Annotated in this window: 12 protein-coding genes, 1 tRNA gene, 2 pseudogenes and 1 riboswitch; of the genes and pseudogenes, 5 read left to right on the top strand and 10 right to left on the bottom strand. The window is 68.0% G+C overall.

Annotated elements, in window-relative coordinates:
* The 7 genes and pseudogenes from ACFJI0_RS07595 to ACFJI0_RS07565 all read right to left on the bottom strand — a co-directional run bounded on the left by ACFJI0_RS07595 (nt 1) and on the right by ACFJI0_RS07565 (nt 5,342).
* Entirely contained in the window at nt 1-1,017 is a 1,017-nt protein-coding gene (locus tag ACFJI0_RS07595; RefSeq protein WP_382324054.1) for a protocatechuate 3,4-dioxygenase, read from the bottom strand.
* A gap of 23 nt (nt 1,018-1,040) precedes the next feature.
* Nucleotides 1,041-2,120 carry an amidohydrolase family protein gene (locus tag ACFJI0_RS07590; protein ID WP_382324052.1) on the bottom strand — a complete coding sequence of 360 codons (1,080 nt, stop codon included), beginning with the start codon at nt 2,118-2,120 and terminating at the stop codon, nt 1,041-1,043.
* Nucleotides 2,121-2,266: 146 nt separating this feature from the next.
* Nucleotides 2,267-3,064: a FadR/GntR family transcriptional regulator gene (locus ACFJI0_RS07585; protein WP_382324050.1), complete on the bottom strand. Its 798-nt coding sequence runs from the start codon at nt 3,062-3,064 to the stop codon at nt 2,267-2,269.
* A gap of 37 nt (nt 3,065-3,101) precedes the next feature.
* Nucleotides 3,102-3,175 (bottom strand) — tRNA-Gly (locus ACFJI0_RS07580).
* 35 nt (nt 3,176-3,210) lie between these two features.
* A complete protein-coding gene (locus tag ACFJI0_RS07575; protein ID WP_382324048.1) occupies nt 3,211-3,789 on the bottom strand; it encodes a TMEM165/GDT1 family protein in 579 nt (192 codons plus the stop codon).
* Between the two features lie 4 nt (nt 3,790-3,793).
* A riboswitch (yybP-ykoY riboswitch) is annotated at nt 3,794-3,969 on the bottom strand.
* 26 nt (nt 3,970-3,995) lie between these two features.
* Nucleotides 3,996-4,632: pseudogene (locus ACFJI0_RS07570) on the bottom strand (3-oxoacid CoA-transferase subunit B).
* A 2-nt stretch (nt 4,633-4,634) separates the two neighbouring features.
* Nucleotides 4,635-5,342 carry a CoA transferase subunit A gene (locus ACFJI0_RS07565; protein WP_382324046.1) on the bottom strand — a complete coding sequence of 236 codons (708 nt, stop codon included), beginning with the start codon at nt 5,340-5,342 and terminating at the stop codon, nt 4,635-4,637.
* A 96-nt stretch (nt 5,343-5,438) separates the two neighbouring features.
* Between ACFJI0_RS07565 and ACFJI0_RS07560 the strand changes: the two genes are divergently transcribed.
* On the top strand, nt 5,439-5,993 hold the full coding sequence (locus ACFJI0_RS07560; protein ID WP_382158943.1) for a LuxR C-terminal-related transcriptional regulator: 555 nt from the start codon (nt 5,439-5,441) through the stop codon (nt 5,991-5,993).
* Between the two features lie 18 nt (nt 5,994-6,011).
* Here ACFJI0_RS07560 and ACFJI0_RS07555 read toward each other — a convergent pair whose 3' ends face one another.
* Both ACFJI0_RS07555 and pcaC read right to left on the bottom strand, forming a co-directional pair.
* Nucleotides 6,012-6,983, bottom strand: coding sequence for a Bug family tripartite tricarboxylate transporter substrate binding protein (locus ACFJI0_RS07555; RefSeq protein ID WP_382158945.1), 972 nt, complete (start codon nt 6,981-6,983; stop codon nt 6,012-6,014).
* Nucleotides 6,984-7,040: 57 nt separating this feature from the next.
* Nucleotides 7,041-7,426 (bottom strand): annotated as a pseudogene (gene pcaC / locus ACFJI0_RS07550) (4-carboxymuconolactone decarboxylase).
* Between the two features lie 283 nt (nt 7,427-7,709).
* Between pcaC and ACFJI0_RS07545 the strand changes: the two are divergent.
* From ACFJI0_RS07545 to ACFJI0_RS07530, 4 genes are all read left to right on the top strand, one after another.
* Complete coding sequence (locus ACFJI0_RS07545; protein WP_382324044.1) at nt 7,710-11,657, top strand: filamentous hemagglutinin N-terminal domain-containing protein; 3,948 nt, start codon at nt 7,710-7,712, stop codon at nt 11,655-11,657.
* An 89-nt stretch (nt 11,658-11,746) separates the two neighbouring features.
* A complete protein-coding gene (locus ACFJI0_RS07540) occupies nt 11,747-13,417 on the top strand; it encodes a ShlB/FhaC/HecB family hemolysin secretion/activation protein (RefSeq protein ID WP_382324042.1) in 1,671 nt (556 codons plus the stop codon).
* Nucleotides 13,418-13,471: 54 nt separating this feature from the next.
* Nucleotides 13,472-14,056 (top strand): peroxidase-related enzyme, encoded by a 585-nt coding sequence (locus tag ACFJI0_RS07535; RefSeq protein ID WP_291115254.1) that lies wholly within the window; start codon nt 13,472-13,474, stop codon nt 14,054-14,056.
* A gap of 95 nt (nt 14,057-14,151) precedes the next feature.
* Nucleotides 14,152-14,457, top strand: a complete 306-nt coding sequence (locus ACFJI0_RS07530) for a DUF5666 domain-containing protein (RefSeq protein ID WP_291115256.1) — start codon at nt 14,152-14,154, stop codon at nt 14,455-14,457.
* Nucleotides 14,458-14,472: 15 nt separating this feature from the next.
* Here the strand turns inward: ACFJI0_RS07530 and ACFJI0_RS07525 are convergent, their stop codons facing one another.
* Nucleotides 14,473-15,687, bottom strand: coding sequence for a PQQ-dependent sugar dehydrogenase (locus ACFJI0_RS07525; RefSeq protein WP_382324040.1), 1,215 nt, complete (start codon nt 15,685-15,687; stop codon nt 14,473-14,475).
* Between the last annotated feature and the right edge of the window lie 12 nt (nt 15,688-15,699).

Here is a 15,699-nt window from a genome sequence, read left to right as displayed (position 1 = left end):
TCACACTGACAAGGACCACGCCACGAAACCCATGCCGCTGCCGGTGCCGGCCGGCGTCCGGTAGCACGGCGTGTAGTCCCGCATGTCGATGCGCAGCCCCGCTTCGTTCATGGCCGCAGCCACCGCCATCCAGCTCTTGATCTCGCCGCTGTTCCCGTTGAACCAGCTCTCCGGGATCGACTGGAGCGATGCGGCATCGAATGGGCTCAGGGCCTGGAGGACTTTCTGATCCAGCGATTCGTCGACCACGAAGTGGCTCAGCCCCCCCGAGGCGATGAGCACCACACGCGAGGCATCGGGCAGATCGCGCACCGCCCGGGCCAATGCCGCGCCGAAGGCGAGCGCCCTCCCCGTTCTGACCTGGTTGGGGGCGACACCCACGTTGACAAAGACGGGCACGCTCGGCGGCGGCGCATCGTTCAGGATGCGCCGGTACACGAAACCGAACGCGTGGGGAATGCCGTGCTGTCCATCGGCGGTCGACGGCAGGCGGGCGGAGGTCGCCACATCGAAACCCGCGTCGCTCAGGCTCTCCACGATGCGCGTCGCCTGGGCCGCATGACCGGGGTACACCGCCCCCTCCGGTGGACAGTGCCCCACCTCCGCTTCGGCGATGCCGGGCGGCAGCTTGGCCAGCTGCGCCGGGGTCAGGGGAATGTTGGGAATCGACTCGCCGGTGTACACCAGCAACGCGGGTGACATGTCGTCATGGAAGACCTCTCGCTGGTCGTTGCCCACGACGATCACCCAGTCCGCCCTCATCGCCTTGAACTTGTCCGCCAGCTGGTCCAGCGACGACTGGCATTGGGCGTAGGCGCGCGCCTGATGCGCTGCCTGCACGGCCATGCCGAATCCCGGCGCTCTGGCGGCGAGCAGCTCATCGTAGTGATGGCGCCGGCCCTGATACCAGTGGTTCACATTCTTCTGATCGGCTCCCGCTCGCAGGTGCCAGATCGAAGGAGGCGTGCACAACAGGGGGCCATGGGAGACCGCAATGCCCCCAACGATGTTTGCCATGTCTGGTGTCTCCCGCAGAGGATCTACAGCTTGAAGACCTGCTTCGCGTTGCCACTGAAGATCGCCTGCTTCGCGTCTTCAGAGAGCCAGTCGAAACCCTCGATGAGCGGCTGGATGTCGTCCATCCAGCGCCCGGTCGCGGGGTCTTTCACCGTGCCGACGCCAGGGCGCTCGGCGCCGAAGATGCAGCGCTCGGGGCCGACGGTCTTGATCAGCAGGCGCAAGGCCTCTTCCGAATAGAGCACGGTGTCGAAGTAGAGGCGGCGCAGCGCATCGAGGAAGGGCTCGGGTGCCCGACCCGGGCGCAGCGATGGCGCATGGAAGCGCCCGACCTGATACGGCATCGCGCCACCGCCATGCGACACGACGATGCGCAGTCGCGGGAAATCCTTGAACACGCGCGAGTTGCACAGCGCCATGACAGCGATCGTCTCTTCGTTGATGAAGTGGACCGAGTAGCTGTTGCGCTCCGAACGAAAGCCCGCGGAGTGCAGGTAGGCGGGCACGTCGAGTTCGACCAGGCGCTCCCACAGCGGGTACCAGTATTCGCTGCCGAGATTCGGCACCGCCTGGGTGTCCAGCCCCTCGCTGGGATCGGTGTTCACCATCGCCGCCACCATGCCGAGCTCCTTGACGCAACGGTCCAGCTCCGGCAGGCAGTTCTGGATCGGCTCGCCCCAGGCCTGCGGCAGGCCACATACCCCCCGGAAGGTGCCCGGCACCAACCGGGCCTGCTGCCCGATCATGCTGTTCACCTCTTCCGTGTACCAGTGAACCAGCTTGGCCGGCCTTTCGCTGTGCATGCTCTGGTAGGGCCGGGGCGAGATCAGCTGCATGTCCGTGCCGAGCTCTTTCAACTGTTCCAGGTGGGACTTGGTGCCGAAGGTCGGCGTGTGGAGGACGGCCAGCATCTCGTCGTCACTCACCTTCGGCGATCCGCGTCCGTGGTTGCCGCGGTGCGACAGCAATCCGGCCTTCCACACATACAGCGAATCGGGCGCAGTCACGTGCGCGTGTGCATCAATGAGCATGTCTTTTTCCGTGGGCATTGCGGGCGATCGGGACCAACGCGGCACCTCGACCTCTGGCGCCGGACACCCCATGGGCGTCTCTCGGCTTGGGTCGAACTGTAATCTGTATATCTGTAATATACATTAGGGTTTTCACGATGGTGCCGGCGCAGGCGCACCAAAGAGAACGGGCGCCCAAGGCGCCCGTTCTGGCAAAAAAGAAGAAAAAGCGCCCGGCGCTAGGGGGCCGGGGCTTGAGCCGCCGGCTCGGCCGTGGCGGCCGGACCCGAGCCCAGGATGCGCATCCGGATGCCGGACTCGCGCTCGCGCATCAGCTCACCTGCGGCCACCGCATCCCCATTGACGATGGCCTGAAGCAGGCGGGCGTTGGACTGGATGATCCGGCGGGTGGCCGCCGCGGTCGTGTTGGCTTCGAGCAAGGGGCCGAGCACCGATCCGAAGGCCCGGTACTGGGCGATGAGGACGCGGTTCTTGGAGGCGTTGACGATGGCCTCGCGGAACCGCATGGACGCTTCCGTGAACGCGTGCGGGTCACCCGCGGCCGCCTCGGTGGCCTGCGCCGCCTCTTCCATCCGCGCGGCATCCTCCGGGGTCACGCGGCCTGCGGCCAGCTCGGCCGAGGCGATGCTCGTGATGCTCTGCGCTTCGAGCATCTCCGCCGCGGTCAAACCGATGAGATGGAGCTGAACGGCCAGCGAATCGACCAGGCGATCGGAGTTGCCCATCGCAACCCAGGCACCACCCCGGGAACCCATGCGGACTTCCACCACGCCCATGGCGATCAGCGAACGCAGCGCATCGCGCGCCGCGATCCGGCTCACGCCGAACTGCTGAGCCAGGGTGATTTCGCTGCCGATGAACTCGCCGGCCTTGAGCTTTCCCGAGAAGAGCGCATCGCGGATCTGCCGCACGATCGACCACGAGAGGCTTTCGGCTCGCGCGGCGGGCTCCCATTGGGGGGCGGTGTGGGCTGATGGCTCGTTCATGATGAAACCGCGCCGCCACAGGCGCCGCACGCGCAGCGATGGTGCCGGTGAAGGGGGAGTCCAGAGGTGGAGCGGGTGAAGGGAATCGAACCCTCGTATGAAGCTTGGGAAGCTGCCGTTCTACCATTGAACTACACCCGCAGCAGGCCGCCATTCTAGCGCCCCGGCCGGACCGGTCAGCCGGTCATCGACGCGCCCACGCCCATCAGGGCCAGCACGCCCAGCACCGCGAAGATCAGCGCGGCGATGATGTGCACGATCTTGATCGGCACGCGCCGCGTGATCGCCTCGCCGAAGAACACCACCGGCGCGTTGGCCAGCATCATGCCGAAGGTGGTGCCGATCACCACCGCGATCAGGGGTTCGTACTGCGCGCCCAGCGCCACGGTGGCGATCTGTGTCTTGTCGCCCATCTCGGCCAGGAAGAAGGCCCACAGCGTCGCGACGAACACGCCCATCTGCCGCTTGGGCACGGCGTCTTCGTCGTCCAGTTTGTCGGGAATCAGCATCCACCCCGCCATGGCGATGAAGGAGACCCCCAGCACCCAGCGCATCACGTTCGGGCCCACGGCGGCCATGATCCAGGCGCCGGCAGCGCCCGCGAGGGCGTGGTTGAGCAGGGTGCGCACCAGGATGCCCCAGACGATGGGCCAGGGGCGCTTGAAGCGGGCGGCGAGGACGAGGGACAACAACTGGGTCTTGTCGCCCATTTCGGCGAGGGCGACGATGCCCGTCGAGATCAGGAATGCTTCCAAGAGAATGCTCCGAGGGCCGGCAAAAGACAGAAGACCACACGGCATCCCCGGCCCATCCGGAGGCAGTGTGGTCAAAGGTCTTGCCAGGCTGGAAGCTGTCTGCGCCATGGCCGTGGGGGCCAAGTGTGTTGACGCGGACCTCTGCAGGGCGCAGAGCGGCTACTCCCCAATGACGGGTGCAGGCGGGAGTATACCCGCCAGGGGTATCAGACCAGCGTGACGCCGGTCTTGGACTGGATGAACTCGCGCGTGACGCCCGGGGCCATTTCCACCAGCTTGAGGCCTTGCGGCGTCACGTCCATCACGCCCAGGTCGGTGATGATGCGATCGACCACGCCCACGCCGGTCAGCGGCAGGGTGCAGGACGGAATGATCTTCAGGTCCTCGGTGCCATCCTTCTTCTTCGCGACGTGCTCCATCAGCACGATCACGCGCTTGACGCCGGCCACGAGGTCCATCGCGCCCCCCATGCCCTTGACCATCTTGCCCGGGATCATCCAGTTGGCCAGATCGCCCTTCTCGCTGACCTGCATCGCGCCCAGGATGGAGAGGTTGATCTTGCCCCCGCGGATCATCGCGAAGCTGTCGTGGCTGCCGAAGATGCTGGAGCCCGGGAGCGTGGTCACGGTCTGTTTGCCGGCGTTGATCAGGTCGGCGTCGACTTGGTCTTCGGTCGGGAACGGGCCGATGCCCAGCATGCCGTTCTCGCTCTGCAGCCAGACTTCCTTGGTGCCGGTGTGGTTGCGCCACCAGCGTCGGGATGCCGATGCCGAGGTTCACGTAGAAACCGTCTTCGAGTTCTTGCGCCGCGCGCGCGGCCATTTGGTCTTGGGTCCAGGGCATGGTCAGGCTCCAGCTTTCTCGGTGATGGTGCGCTTCTCGATGCGCTTCTCGGGGTGGGCGTTGTGCACGATGCGGTGCACGTAGATGCCGGGCAGGTGGATCTGGTCCGGGTCGATCGCGCCGGTCTCGACGATTTCCTCCACCTCGACCACGCAGATCTTGCCGGCCATGGCCGCGGCGGGGTTGAAGTTGCGCGCGGTCAGGCGGAACTGCAGGTTGCCGGACTTGTCGGCGCGGTGCGCCTTCACCAAGGCCACGTCGGGCACCAGCGCGCGCTCCATCACGTAGGTCTCGCCGTCGAACTCGCGCAGCTCCTTGCCCTCGGCCACCAGGGTGCCCACACCGGTCTTGGTGAAGAAGGCCGGGATGCCCGCGCCGCCGGCACGCAGCTTCTCGGCCAGCGTGCCCTGCGGCGTGAATTCGAGTTGCAGTTCACCGGCCAGGTACTGGCGCTCGAACTCCTTGTTCTCACCGACGTAGCTCGAGATCATCTTGCTGATCTGGCGCGTCTCCAGCAGCTTGCCCAGGCCGAAGCCGTCCACGCCCGCGTTGTTGGAGATCACGGTGAGGTTCTTCGCGCCGCTGTCGCGCAGCGCATCGATCAGGGCCTCGGGAATGCCGCAAAGGCCGAAGCCTCCGACGGCAAGCAACTGGCCATCGGCCACGATGCCTTTGAGCGCGGCGTCCGCGTTCGGGAAAATCTTGTTCACGTCGGTGTCTCCTGGGTTGGACCGTGGAAGCCGCTACGATACTACGTAACCACATACGTAGTATTTCGTAAAGCCAAACCCGAAGCCTGATACGCCATGGAGATCGACTACCGCCTCGCCTTCGACCTCGCCCCCGTGGGCCTGGCCCTGTCCCGGCAGCGCATCATGGTCGACTGCAACCAGGTGCTGTGCGAGATGTTCGGCGCCACGCGCGAGCAGCTCGTGGGCCAGAGCTTCCAGATCCTCTATCCCAGCGCCGACGAGTACGAGCGCATCGGCGAGCGCATGGCGCCCCTGCTGGGCCGCAGCGGCACCTACTCGGACAACCGCATCATGAAGCGCGTGGGCGGGCAGTTGCAGGGCGAGACCTTCTGGTGCCACGTGACCGGCCGCGCGCTGAACCGCGACGCGCCGCACGCCGCCGGCATCTGGAGCTTCGAAGACCTCAGCTCCACGCGCACCGTGAAGGCCGAGCTGACACCGCGCGAGCGCGAGGTGGCGGCCTTTCTCATGGATGGCCTGACCAGCAAGCAGATCGGCAAGGCGCTGGACATCAGCCACCGCACGGTGGAGATCTACCGCGCGCGGCTCATGCGCAAGTACCAGGCCCACAGCACGCCGGACCTGATGCAGCGCCTGCTGGCGGGCTAAGCCCGATCCGGCGCCAGATCACTGTGGCTGGAAGCCGCTGTCCTGGATGATCTTCGCCCACACCTTGCCATAGGCCTGCTCGCGCGCGCCCAGCTGTTCGCCGGTCATGAAACCCACGGTGAGGCCCATGGCGGTGAGCTTCTCGCGCACGTCGGGCTGGGCGATCGCCTTCTGCACCGCCTGGGCAATGCGGTCCAGCGCGGCCTTGGGTGTGCCGGCCGGCGCGAACAGACCGTAGTACGGCACGTCCTCGAAACCCTTGAGGCCGAGTTCGGAGAAGGTGGGCACCTCGGGCATGGCGGCCTGGCGCTGCGAACCCATCACCGCCACCACGCGCAGCTTGCCGGCCTTGTGGTTTTCGATGAAGTCGGGAATGGAGGCCACGCCGGCGGGGATCTGGTTGCCCAGCATGTCCGACATCATGGGCGCGCTGCCCCGGTAGGGCGCGGCCACGAGGTCCAGGCCGTTCTGCTTGGCGATCACCTGCACCAGGAACTGCGGCACCGAGGCGGGCGCGGGAATGCCCACCGAGCCCTTGCCACCCGCCGCTTTCACGCCATCCACATAGGCCTTGAACGATTGCGCGGGCGTGCCGTTGGAGACGGCGAAGGCGTTGACGAAGGTCGCGAAGCCCGCCACCGGCACGAAGTCCTTGGCCGAGTCGTAACCCGGGTTCCTGGTCACCATGGGCAGGATGGTGATGCTGTGGTCGTGGCTGAGGAACAGGGTGTGGCCGTCGGCCGGCGCGGCTTTCAGCGCCTGAGCGGCCAGCTGCCCGCCCGCGCCGGGCTTGTTGTCCACCACCACCGGGCTGCCCAGGTCCTGCTGCAGGCGCTCGCCCAGGATGCGGGCGATGGCGTCGGTGCCGCCGCCGGGCGGGAAGCCCACCAGGATGCGGGTGGTGGACTGCGCCTGGGCCAGGCCGAGGGAGCAGACCAGGCCGGCGGCCAACAGGGCGCGGCGGACCAGCGAGAGACGGTAAGCGGTCATGACGGAACTCCGTAGGGGATGGTGAAGAAACCCCCGATCGTAGCGCCGCATCGGCACTCAGGCCTTCTCGCCGTCCACCACGCTGGCCGCCGTGCGAAACGCCTCCACCGCCGCCGGCACGCCGCAGTACACGGCGGCGTGCAGCAGCACCTCCTGCAGCTCGGTGGGCGTGGCGCCGTTGTTCAGCGCGCCGCGCACATGGCCCTTGAGCTCGTGCTGCTTGCCCAGCGCCGTGAGCATGGCCACGGTGATGAGGCTGCGGGTCTTCAGATCGAGCCCCTCGCGCTGCCACACGTCCCCCCAGGCCTTGCGGGTGATGTGCTGCTGCATCGGTTCGGTGAAGGCCGTCATGTCGCCGAAGGCCTTGTCCACGAAGGCATCGCCCATGACCTGCCTGCGCGTGCCAGGCCGCGCTCGAATTCGGAATCGGGATGAGATGGCATAGGTGCTCCATGGCAAGAAAAACAGGGTTCGTGTGAACGATAGCGCAGCGAACCGAACAAGCACCCCAATCCCCCGTTATTCGGGCCTCAAGAACATCAAGGCCCGGTCGATACTGCCCCGAGAGCAATTTCTATAGCAACAGCTCCATCATCCGCGCGGCCTGCTCGACAGACCGCAATCCATATCCATCGGCGTCCCCCGGCATGCAAGGTGTCCGGGCCGCACCGGCCCTCTCACGGTCTTCGAACCGAGGGCGACTGAAGAAGAAAACAAGACAACGCCATGAACCGCATCTACACCACCATCTGGAACCACGCCATCAACGCATGGACCGTTGTGAGCGAGGTCGCCAGCGCGCGCGGCAAGCGCGGCGCCTCCCGCGTGGCCGGCGCCCTGTTGCTCGCGCCCCTGGCCGCCGTGGCCGGCGGCCTGCCCACCGGCGGCACCGTCACCGCCGGCCAGGGCAGCCTGCAGCAGGCCGGCAACGTGCTCACCATCCAGCAGGCCAGCGACAAGCTCGCCATCGACTGGAACAGCTTCTCCATCGGCCAGGGTCACAGCGTCAACTTCGTGCAACCCGGCGCGGCCTCGGTCGCGCTCAACCGCGTGCTCGGACCCGACGTGTCGGTGATCCAGGGCGCGCTGAACGCCAATGGCCAGGTGTTCCTGGTCAACCCCAACGGCGTGCTCTTCTCGCCCACCGCGCAGGTGAACGTGGGCTCTCTGGTGGCCTCCACGCTGAACATCAGCACCGAAGACTTCCTCGCGGGCCGCTACCACTTCAGCGGCGACAGCGCCGCCGCCATCGTGAACCAGGGCCAGATCTCGGCCGCCTCGGGTGGCGACGTCGCGCTGGTCGCGGCGCGCATCGTGAACGACGGCCAACTCTCGGCCGAACGCGGCAGCGTGGTGCTCGCCGCAGGCAGCACCGTGCGGCTCGACCTGGGCGGCCCGGTGCAGGTCGAGGTCGACGGCGGCGCGCTGGGCGCGCTGATCGACAACGGCGGCGCCATCCACGCCAACGGCGGCACCGTGCTCATGACCGCGCGCGCCATCGACAGCCTCACCGCCACCGTGATCAACAGCAGCGGCCTGATCGAGGCGCGCTCGCTCGGCGTCGGCGCCGACGGCGTGGTGAGCCTGGTCGCCGAACAGGGCGGCGTGCATGTCTCGGGCCGCATCGACGTCTCCGCGCCGCAAGGCCAGGCCGGCAAGGCCATCGTCACCGGCGACACGGTCACCATCGCCGACGGCGCGGTGATCGACGCCACCGGCGCCACCGGCGGCGGCCAGATCTATGTCGGCGGCAGTTGGCAAGGCAAGGACAACCGCATCAAGCAGGCACGCCACACCGTGGTGGCTTCGGGCGCCCTGCTCGACGCCTCCGCCACGCAGAACGGCCACGGTGGCACCGTGGTCGCCTGGTCCGACATCCACGCGGCCGGCGGCCGCACCGAGGTCGCGGGCGTGCTCAAGGCGCGCGGCGGCGCGCAAGGCGGCAACGGTGGCCGCATCGAAACCAGCGGCGCCACGCTCTCGGTGAGCCGCGCGGCCGATGCCGCCGCCCCCAAGGGCAACGGCGGCCTGTGGCTGATCGACCCCACCAACGTCACCATCGCCGCCGGCGCAGGCGCGATCGGCGGCACCAACGTGGGCCTCGACGACATCGAGACCGCGCTCGCGGGCGGCACCAACGTCAGCATCCAGGCCGACGACACCATCACCTGGACCAGCGACTACATCAACACCGGCGGCAGCGGCCGCTCGCTGATCCTCAGCGCGGACCAGCTGGTGCTGCAGGGCAACATCGGCTCCACCTCGGACCTGAGCTTCATCTTCAATGGCGACGTCAAGCTCGACGGCCACATCACCATCGCCAGCCAGGGCGGCGAGATCTACTTCGCCAAGTACGTGGACTCGGCCACCGCGGGCGCGGGCAACGCCAGCCGCCTCACGCTGACCAACACCGGTACGGGCAGCATCGTCTTCGGTGACCAGGTGGGTGGCACCAACCCGCTTGCTTCGTTGTACGTCACCACCGCCCCCACCGGCGCCACGCACATCAACGGCGGCATCGTGCGCACCTTCGGCGAGCAGGTGTACGACTCGCCCGTGGTGCTGGGCGCGGCCGAGTTCCTGAACGCCGGCTTCGAGAACGGCACCACCGGCTGGAGCATCCACGACCAGCGCGTCTACATGAACGGTGGCTCCACCGTGCGCGGCCACCTCACGCCGAACGACCCGAGCGGCCCCGCCACCTCCAGCGGCGAAAACGTCAGCTCCTCCGGCACCTTCACCTCCGGCGTCTCCAACAACGGTGCCAACCGCACCCAGGGCCTGCAACTCAGCAGCACCCAGCAGTGCGCCACCGGCTACTGCATCGTGCGCGGCGGCTACGTCACCAGCGACAGCACCATCGCCCTGGCCAAGGGCGACGTGGTCAGCTTCCAGTGGAACGCGGCCGGCAGCTCGGACGCCTACGACGTGTTCGGCTACCTGCTCAACGTGAAGACCGGCGAGACGCAGGTGATTCTCAACGCCACCGGCGCCAACGCCTGGTCCTCCACCGGCTGGCAGACGGCCAGCACGACCGTGGAGACCGCCGGCACCTACGCCTTCGTCTTCGTCTCGGGCAGCTGGGATGCCAGCGGCGGCCGGGCGCTGGGCGCGACGCTGACGCTGGACAACATTTCCACCACGTCCCTGTTCAATGGCAAGACGCTCGAAGGCAGCTCGCTGAGCTTCCTCCAGGGCATGAACGCGGCCGACAACAAGCTCACGCTCAAGGCCGAAGAGGTGAACTTCGGCGGCACCGTCTCCGGCACCGGTCAGATCGGTTTCGAGGCCCTCAACCCCGGCCACGACATCCACGTCGGCGGTGGCGCGGGCACACCGGGCGACGGCGTGCTGAACGTCTCTTCCGCCACGCTGGCCTCGCTCGCCGACGGCTTCTCCTCCATCAACATCGGCGGCGCGGCCATGCAGGGCAATATCGTGGTCGTGACCGACACCCGACTGCAGGACAGCGTCGCCCTCGATGCCGGCACCGGCCACATCCGGCTCGACGCCGTGCTGGGCTCCACCGACATGGTGACGCTGCAGACCGATGGCGGCACCGTGACCCAGGCCGGCAACGCCACCCTCGAAGCCAGCACGCTCGCCCTCGTCGGCAACGGCGGCCAGTTCACGCTGGGCAACGCGGGCAACACCGTGGGCACGCTGGTCACCGACACGCAGGACGTGCACTTCGTCAACAGCGGCGCGCTCGCCATCGGCAGCGCCACGCTGGCCGACGGCAGCACCCTCAACGGCATCCACAACACGGGTCTGGTGAACGTGAGCACCGTCAGCGGCGACATCGCGCTCGGCAAGAGCGTTCAGACCAGCAGCACCGCCAGCAACGCCATCGTGCTCAACGCCGGCGCCAGCCAGTCGGCCGGCCAGGCCACGGGCGGCAACGTGACGGTGGGCGCGGGCGCGACCGTGGGCACCGGCGCGGGCGGCCGCGCGGTGATCTACACCGGCAGCGTGGCCGGCAGCACCGGCGTGACCGGCGCCGTGGGCAGTGGCTCGGGCCGCTTCCGCTACAACAGCGACGAAAGCACCAGCAACTTCACCAAGGCCCTGGGCGACAGCGGCGTGCACGCGGTCTACCGCGAACAACCCGTGCTCACCGTGAGCACCAACGGTTCGACCAAGCTCGAAGCGGACAACTCCGGTGTCAATGGCTTCGATGGCGGTGGCGCCGGGGGCTACGACGTGCAAGGCCTGCTCAACGGCGACACCAAGGCCATGCTCGGCGATCCGCGCTACACCACCGACGCGGCCGGCCCGGGCAAGCACGCCATCCGGATTTCGCTGCTCAACGAGCTGGGCTACGCCGTGGTCAACAGCACGGAGAACGCCGAGGTCGAGGTGACCCTGCCCTTCAACCCGGCTTCGGTGACCGACAGCATCCAGCGCCCCAGCCTCACGGCCGTGCCGGCGCAAGTGCATGTGCCACAGGTCAGCGAGCCGGCATCCGCGCCCGATGCGACCGGCGGCCTGCAACTGGTGCAACTGGCGGCCGAGGGTGACTCCACCACGGGTGCCGGTACCCAGAGCGCCAGCGCAACGGATGCCGCACCGGAAGACTGCGCCGCCAGCGGCTGGACCGGCAGCGGTTGCGGCGCCTCGGCCCAGGTCCTCGTCAGGGGCAGCGGCCTGCGCCTGCCCAACGGCGGCCACTGACGCGCACACCACCGCGGCTCCTTTTTTTTGATCGCTCCCGCCAGGGCCCAACGGCCCTGGCGCGGGCATCCACGAACGATTCACCTCCCATGCACAAGACCTTTCGCCTCTCGCCGCTCACGCTGGCCCTCTCCGCGCTCGCCCTGAGCAGCGCCTCTTCCGCCTTCGCCCAACAGGCCCCCGATGCCGGCCGCATCCTGCAAGACCTGCAACTGCCCCAGCAGGTGCTGCCCGAATCGCTGAACCTTCAGCTCGACGTGCCGCCGGCGGACAGCGCCGGCCGCGACGAAGGACCCGCGGTCGCGCTCAAGACCGTCCGCATCAACGGCGCCAGCCGAATCGAGACCGCGCGGTTGCAAACCCTCATCGCGCCCGCCACCGGACGCAGCCACACCCTGGCCGGCCTGCGCGGCCTGGCGGACCAGATCACGCGCTTCTACCGCGAGCAGGGCTACCCCTTCGCCCGCGCCTACGTGCCTGCCCAGCGCATGGCCGACGGCGAACTCACCATCGAAGTCATCGAAGGCCGCTACGGCCAGGTGAACGCCACCTCGCAGGACGCCGACCTGGCCACCGAAGCCGGGCGTTTCCTCGGCGACCTGCGCAGCGGCGACGTGATCGCCATGGACGCACTCGAACGCTCGGTGCTCGTGCTGTCCGATCTGCCGGGCATCCGCGTGCGCCCGGTGGTGCGCCCCGGCCAGGCCGTGGGCACGGGCGACCTCGCCGTCGAGGTCGAACGCACCAAGGCCTTGGAAGGCCGCGTCTCCGTCGACAACCACGGCAACCGCTACTCGGGCCAGCACCGCGTGCTGGTCGAAGGCGCGTGGAACAACCCGTTCAGCTTCGGCGACCGCCTCAACGCAGCCGTGATCGCCACCGACGAAGACCTGTTCTTCGGCAACCTCGCCTACTCGCGCGCCCTGGGCACCAGCGGCCTGCGCGGCGACGTCGGCTACGCCGTCTCCGACTACAGCCTCGGTGGCGAGTTCAGCAGCCTGCAGGCCTCCGGCACGGCCCGCGTGGCCAGCCTCGGCGTGAGCTACCCGCTGGTGCGCAGCAACCGCGCGAACCTGCTGCTCACCGCGCAGGCACAACACAAGACCATGGTGGACGAATACCGCGCCACCGGCATGCGCAACGAAAAAACCAGCAACGTGCTGCCGGTCGCGGTGCAGTTCGACCTGCGAGACGCGCTGCTCGGCGGCGGCATCACCTACGGCACGCTGGGCTGGACGCACGGCAGCGTTTCGCTCAAGGGCGATGTGCAGCGCCTGCTCGACCGCCTCACCGCCAAGACCCACGGCTCGTTCAACAAGGTCAACCTCGACGTCACCCGCCTGCAGGCCCTGCCAGGCGGCTGGACGCTGTCGGCCCGCGTCGCGGCGCAATGGAGCGGCAAGAACCTGGACTCCTCCGAAGACTTCGTGCTCGGCGGCGCCAGCGGCGTGCGCGCCTACCCGCGCGGCGAAGGCGCGGGCGACGAAGGCGTGCTCGGCCAGGTGGAGCTGCGCTACGGCCAGGGCGCGGTCGTGCCCTACGCCTTCTGGGACGCCGGCCAGAGCACGCTCAACCGCCGGCCCTGGGCCGTGGGCGACAACCACCGCAGCCTCGCCGGCGGCGGCGTGGGCGTGCGCGCTCAGCACGGCAACTGGTCGGTGGACGGCACGCTGGCCTGGCGCCACGCCGGCGGCCCCTCGCAATCGGACAGCCAGCAGCGCAACCCGCGCGTTTGGGTGACCGGGGCCTACCGCTTCTGACCCTCGGCGGGGGGCGGTACGATCGCCAGACATTCCACCACGCCGGAGACCCGCATGAGCCGCTACCCCGCCCCCGACATCAACGACCTGCCCGAGGACATCAAGGCCAAGGTGCTCGAAGTGCAGGAAAAGGCGGGCTTCGTGCCCAACGTGTTCCTGGCCCTGGCGCGCCGGCCCGCCGAGTGGCGGGCCTTCTTCGCGTACCACGACGCGCTGATGCTCAAGGAAGAAGGTTCGCTCACCAAGGGCGACCGCGAAATGATCGTCACCACCACCAGCGCGGCCAACCAGTGCCTGTACTGCGTGGTGGCGCACGGCGCCATCCTGCGCATCCACGAGAAGAAACCACTGGTGGCCGATCAGGTCGCGGTGAACTACCGCAAGGCCGACATCACGCCGCGCCAGAAGGCCATGCTGGACTTCGCCATGAAGGTCTGCCAGCGCTCGCACGAAATCAACGACGACGACTTCGCCCCCCTGCACGCCCACGGCTTCTCCGACGAGGACATCTGGGACATCGCCGCCATCACCGCCTTCTTCGGCCTGTCCAACCGGCTGGCGAGCTTCAGCAACATGTTGCCCAACCCGGAGTTCTACCTGATGGGCCGCGTGCCCAAGGCCAAGCCGCCGAAGGACTGAACGGCACAGCCGCCAAATCAGACAAGGCTTACAGCACTTTTTGTCGGCGCGCGATTCAATCGATACCGCCACACAACAACACAAGGAGTGCTTCCATGCCGATCAAACCATCCGTCAAGCGAGCCTTCCTGCTCACCGCCGTCCTCGCCCTGGGCACAGGCGCGGCCTGCGCAGAAGACATCAAGGGACGCATCACGGCCGTCGACACCACCGCGAAGACCTTCACCGTCAACAGCGAAGTGATCTATGTGACCGACAAGACCGACTACGAAAACGACTACAAGCGCTTCGAGGATCTGCGCCAGGGCCACTATGTGGAAGTCGACATCGACCGCAGAGACGGCCGCCTGTACGCAGACGACGTCGAGTACAAGAAGGACGCTCGCGAGAACAAGCAGTAAGCCGCCGCGCCGGCTTCAGCCCCCGATGCGCAGCAGCTTGCCGCTGCCGCCATCGGTGAGCAGGTAAAGCCGGCCGTCGGGGCCCTGCCGCACATCGCGGATGCGCTCGTTGCGGTTCGCCAGCAGGCGCTCGCGCCCCACCACCCGCGTGCCATCGAGCTGCAGGCGCCACAGCGCCGTGCCGGCCAACGCGCCCACGAACAGGCTGCGGTTCCAGTTCATGGGAATGGTGCCGGTGAAGAAGGCCATGCCGCTGGGCGCGATGGACGACTTCTGTCCGCCGGTCCAGGCGCTGCCGTCGATGGTCTCCCAGTACGCCACCGGTTGCTCCATGCCGGCCTTGGCCGTGCCCTCGCCCACCTGCTGCGTCGTGCCGTACTCCTGCCCATAGCTGATGATGGGCCAGCCGTAGTTGCGCCCCGCCTGCGTGAGGTTGACCTCGTCGCCACCCTGTGGGCCGTGTTCGCTGGTCCACAGCTCACCGGTCTCCGGGTGCAGCGCCGCGCCCTGCGGGTTGCGGTGGCCGTAGCTCCAGATACCGGCCTGCGCGCCCGCCAGCACAGGGTTGCCCGGTGCCGCCGCGCCCGAGGTGGTGATGCGCACCACCTTGCCGTTGCCGCGGCTCAGGTCCTGCGCGTACCCACGCTGGTCGTTGCTCTGCCGGTCGCCCAGCGTCACGAACAGGTGGCCCTCGCGGTCGAACACGAGGCGCGAACCGAAGTGCCCACTGCTCGCCACCTTGGGCAACTGCCGGTAGATCACCTGCAGGTTCACCAGCGCCATCGCGCCCGTGTCGAGCTCGGCCCGCGCCACGGCGGTGCCGTTGTTGTTCGCGTTGCCGCTGTCGGTTTCCGAGAAGCTGAAGTAGATGCGCCGGTTGCTGCCGAAGGCCGGGTCCAGCACCACGTCGAGCAGACCGCCCTGCCCGCCGGTGTCCAGCGCGGGCAGGCCGCTGATGAGGTTGAACGACTGCGCGTTCGCCGCGTACAGGCGCAGGCTGCCCGTGCGTCCCGTGATCAGCATGCGGCCATCGGGCAGGAAGGCCAGGCTCCAGGGACTGGGCAGGTTGGTCGCGAGTTCGGTGACCGCGACCGGCCCGGTCGTGGGCACGAAGCTGGGGTTGCCAGGCGCGGGCGAGCCATCGTCACCGTCACGACCACCACCGCCGCCGCACGACAACAGCAGACCCATCGATAGGGCCCCGCCGATGAGCGCAGAGAGGTGGCGCATGTCGGACATGCT

The sequence above is a fragment of the Hydrogenophaga sp. UC242_53 genome (assembly GCF_042696965.1).
Lineage (GTDB): Bacteria > Pseudomonadota > Gammaproteobacteria > Burkholderiales > Burkholderiaceae_C > Hydrogenophaga.
Note: the sequence above shows the minus strand (reverse complement) of the source record. Positions and strands in the feature narration are given on the sequence as shown.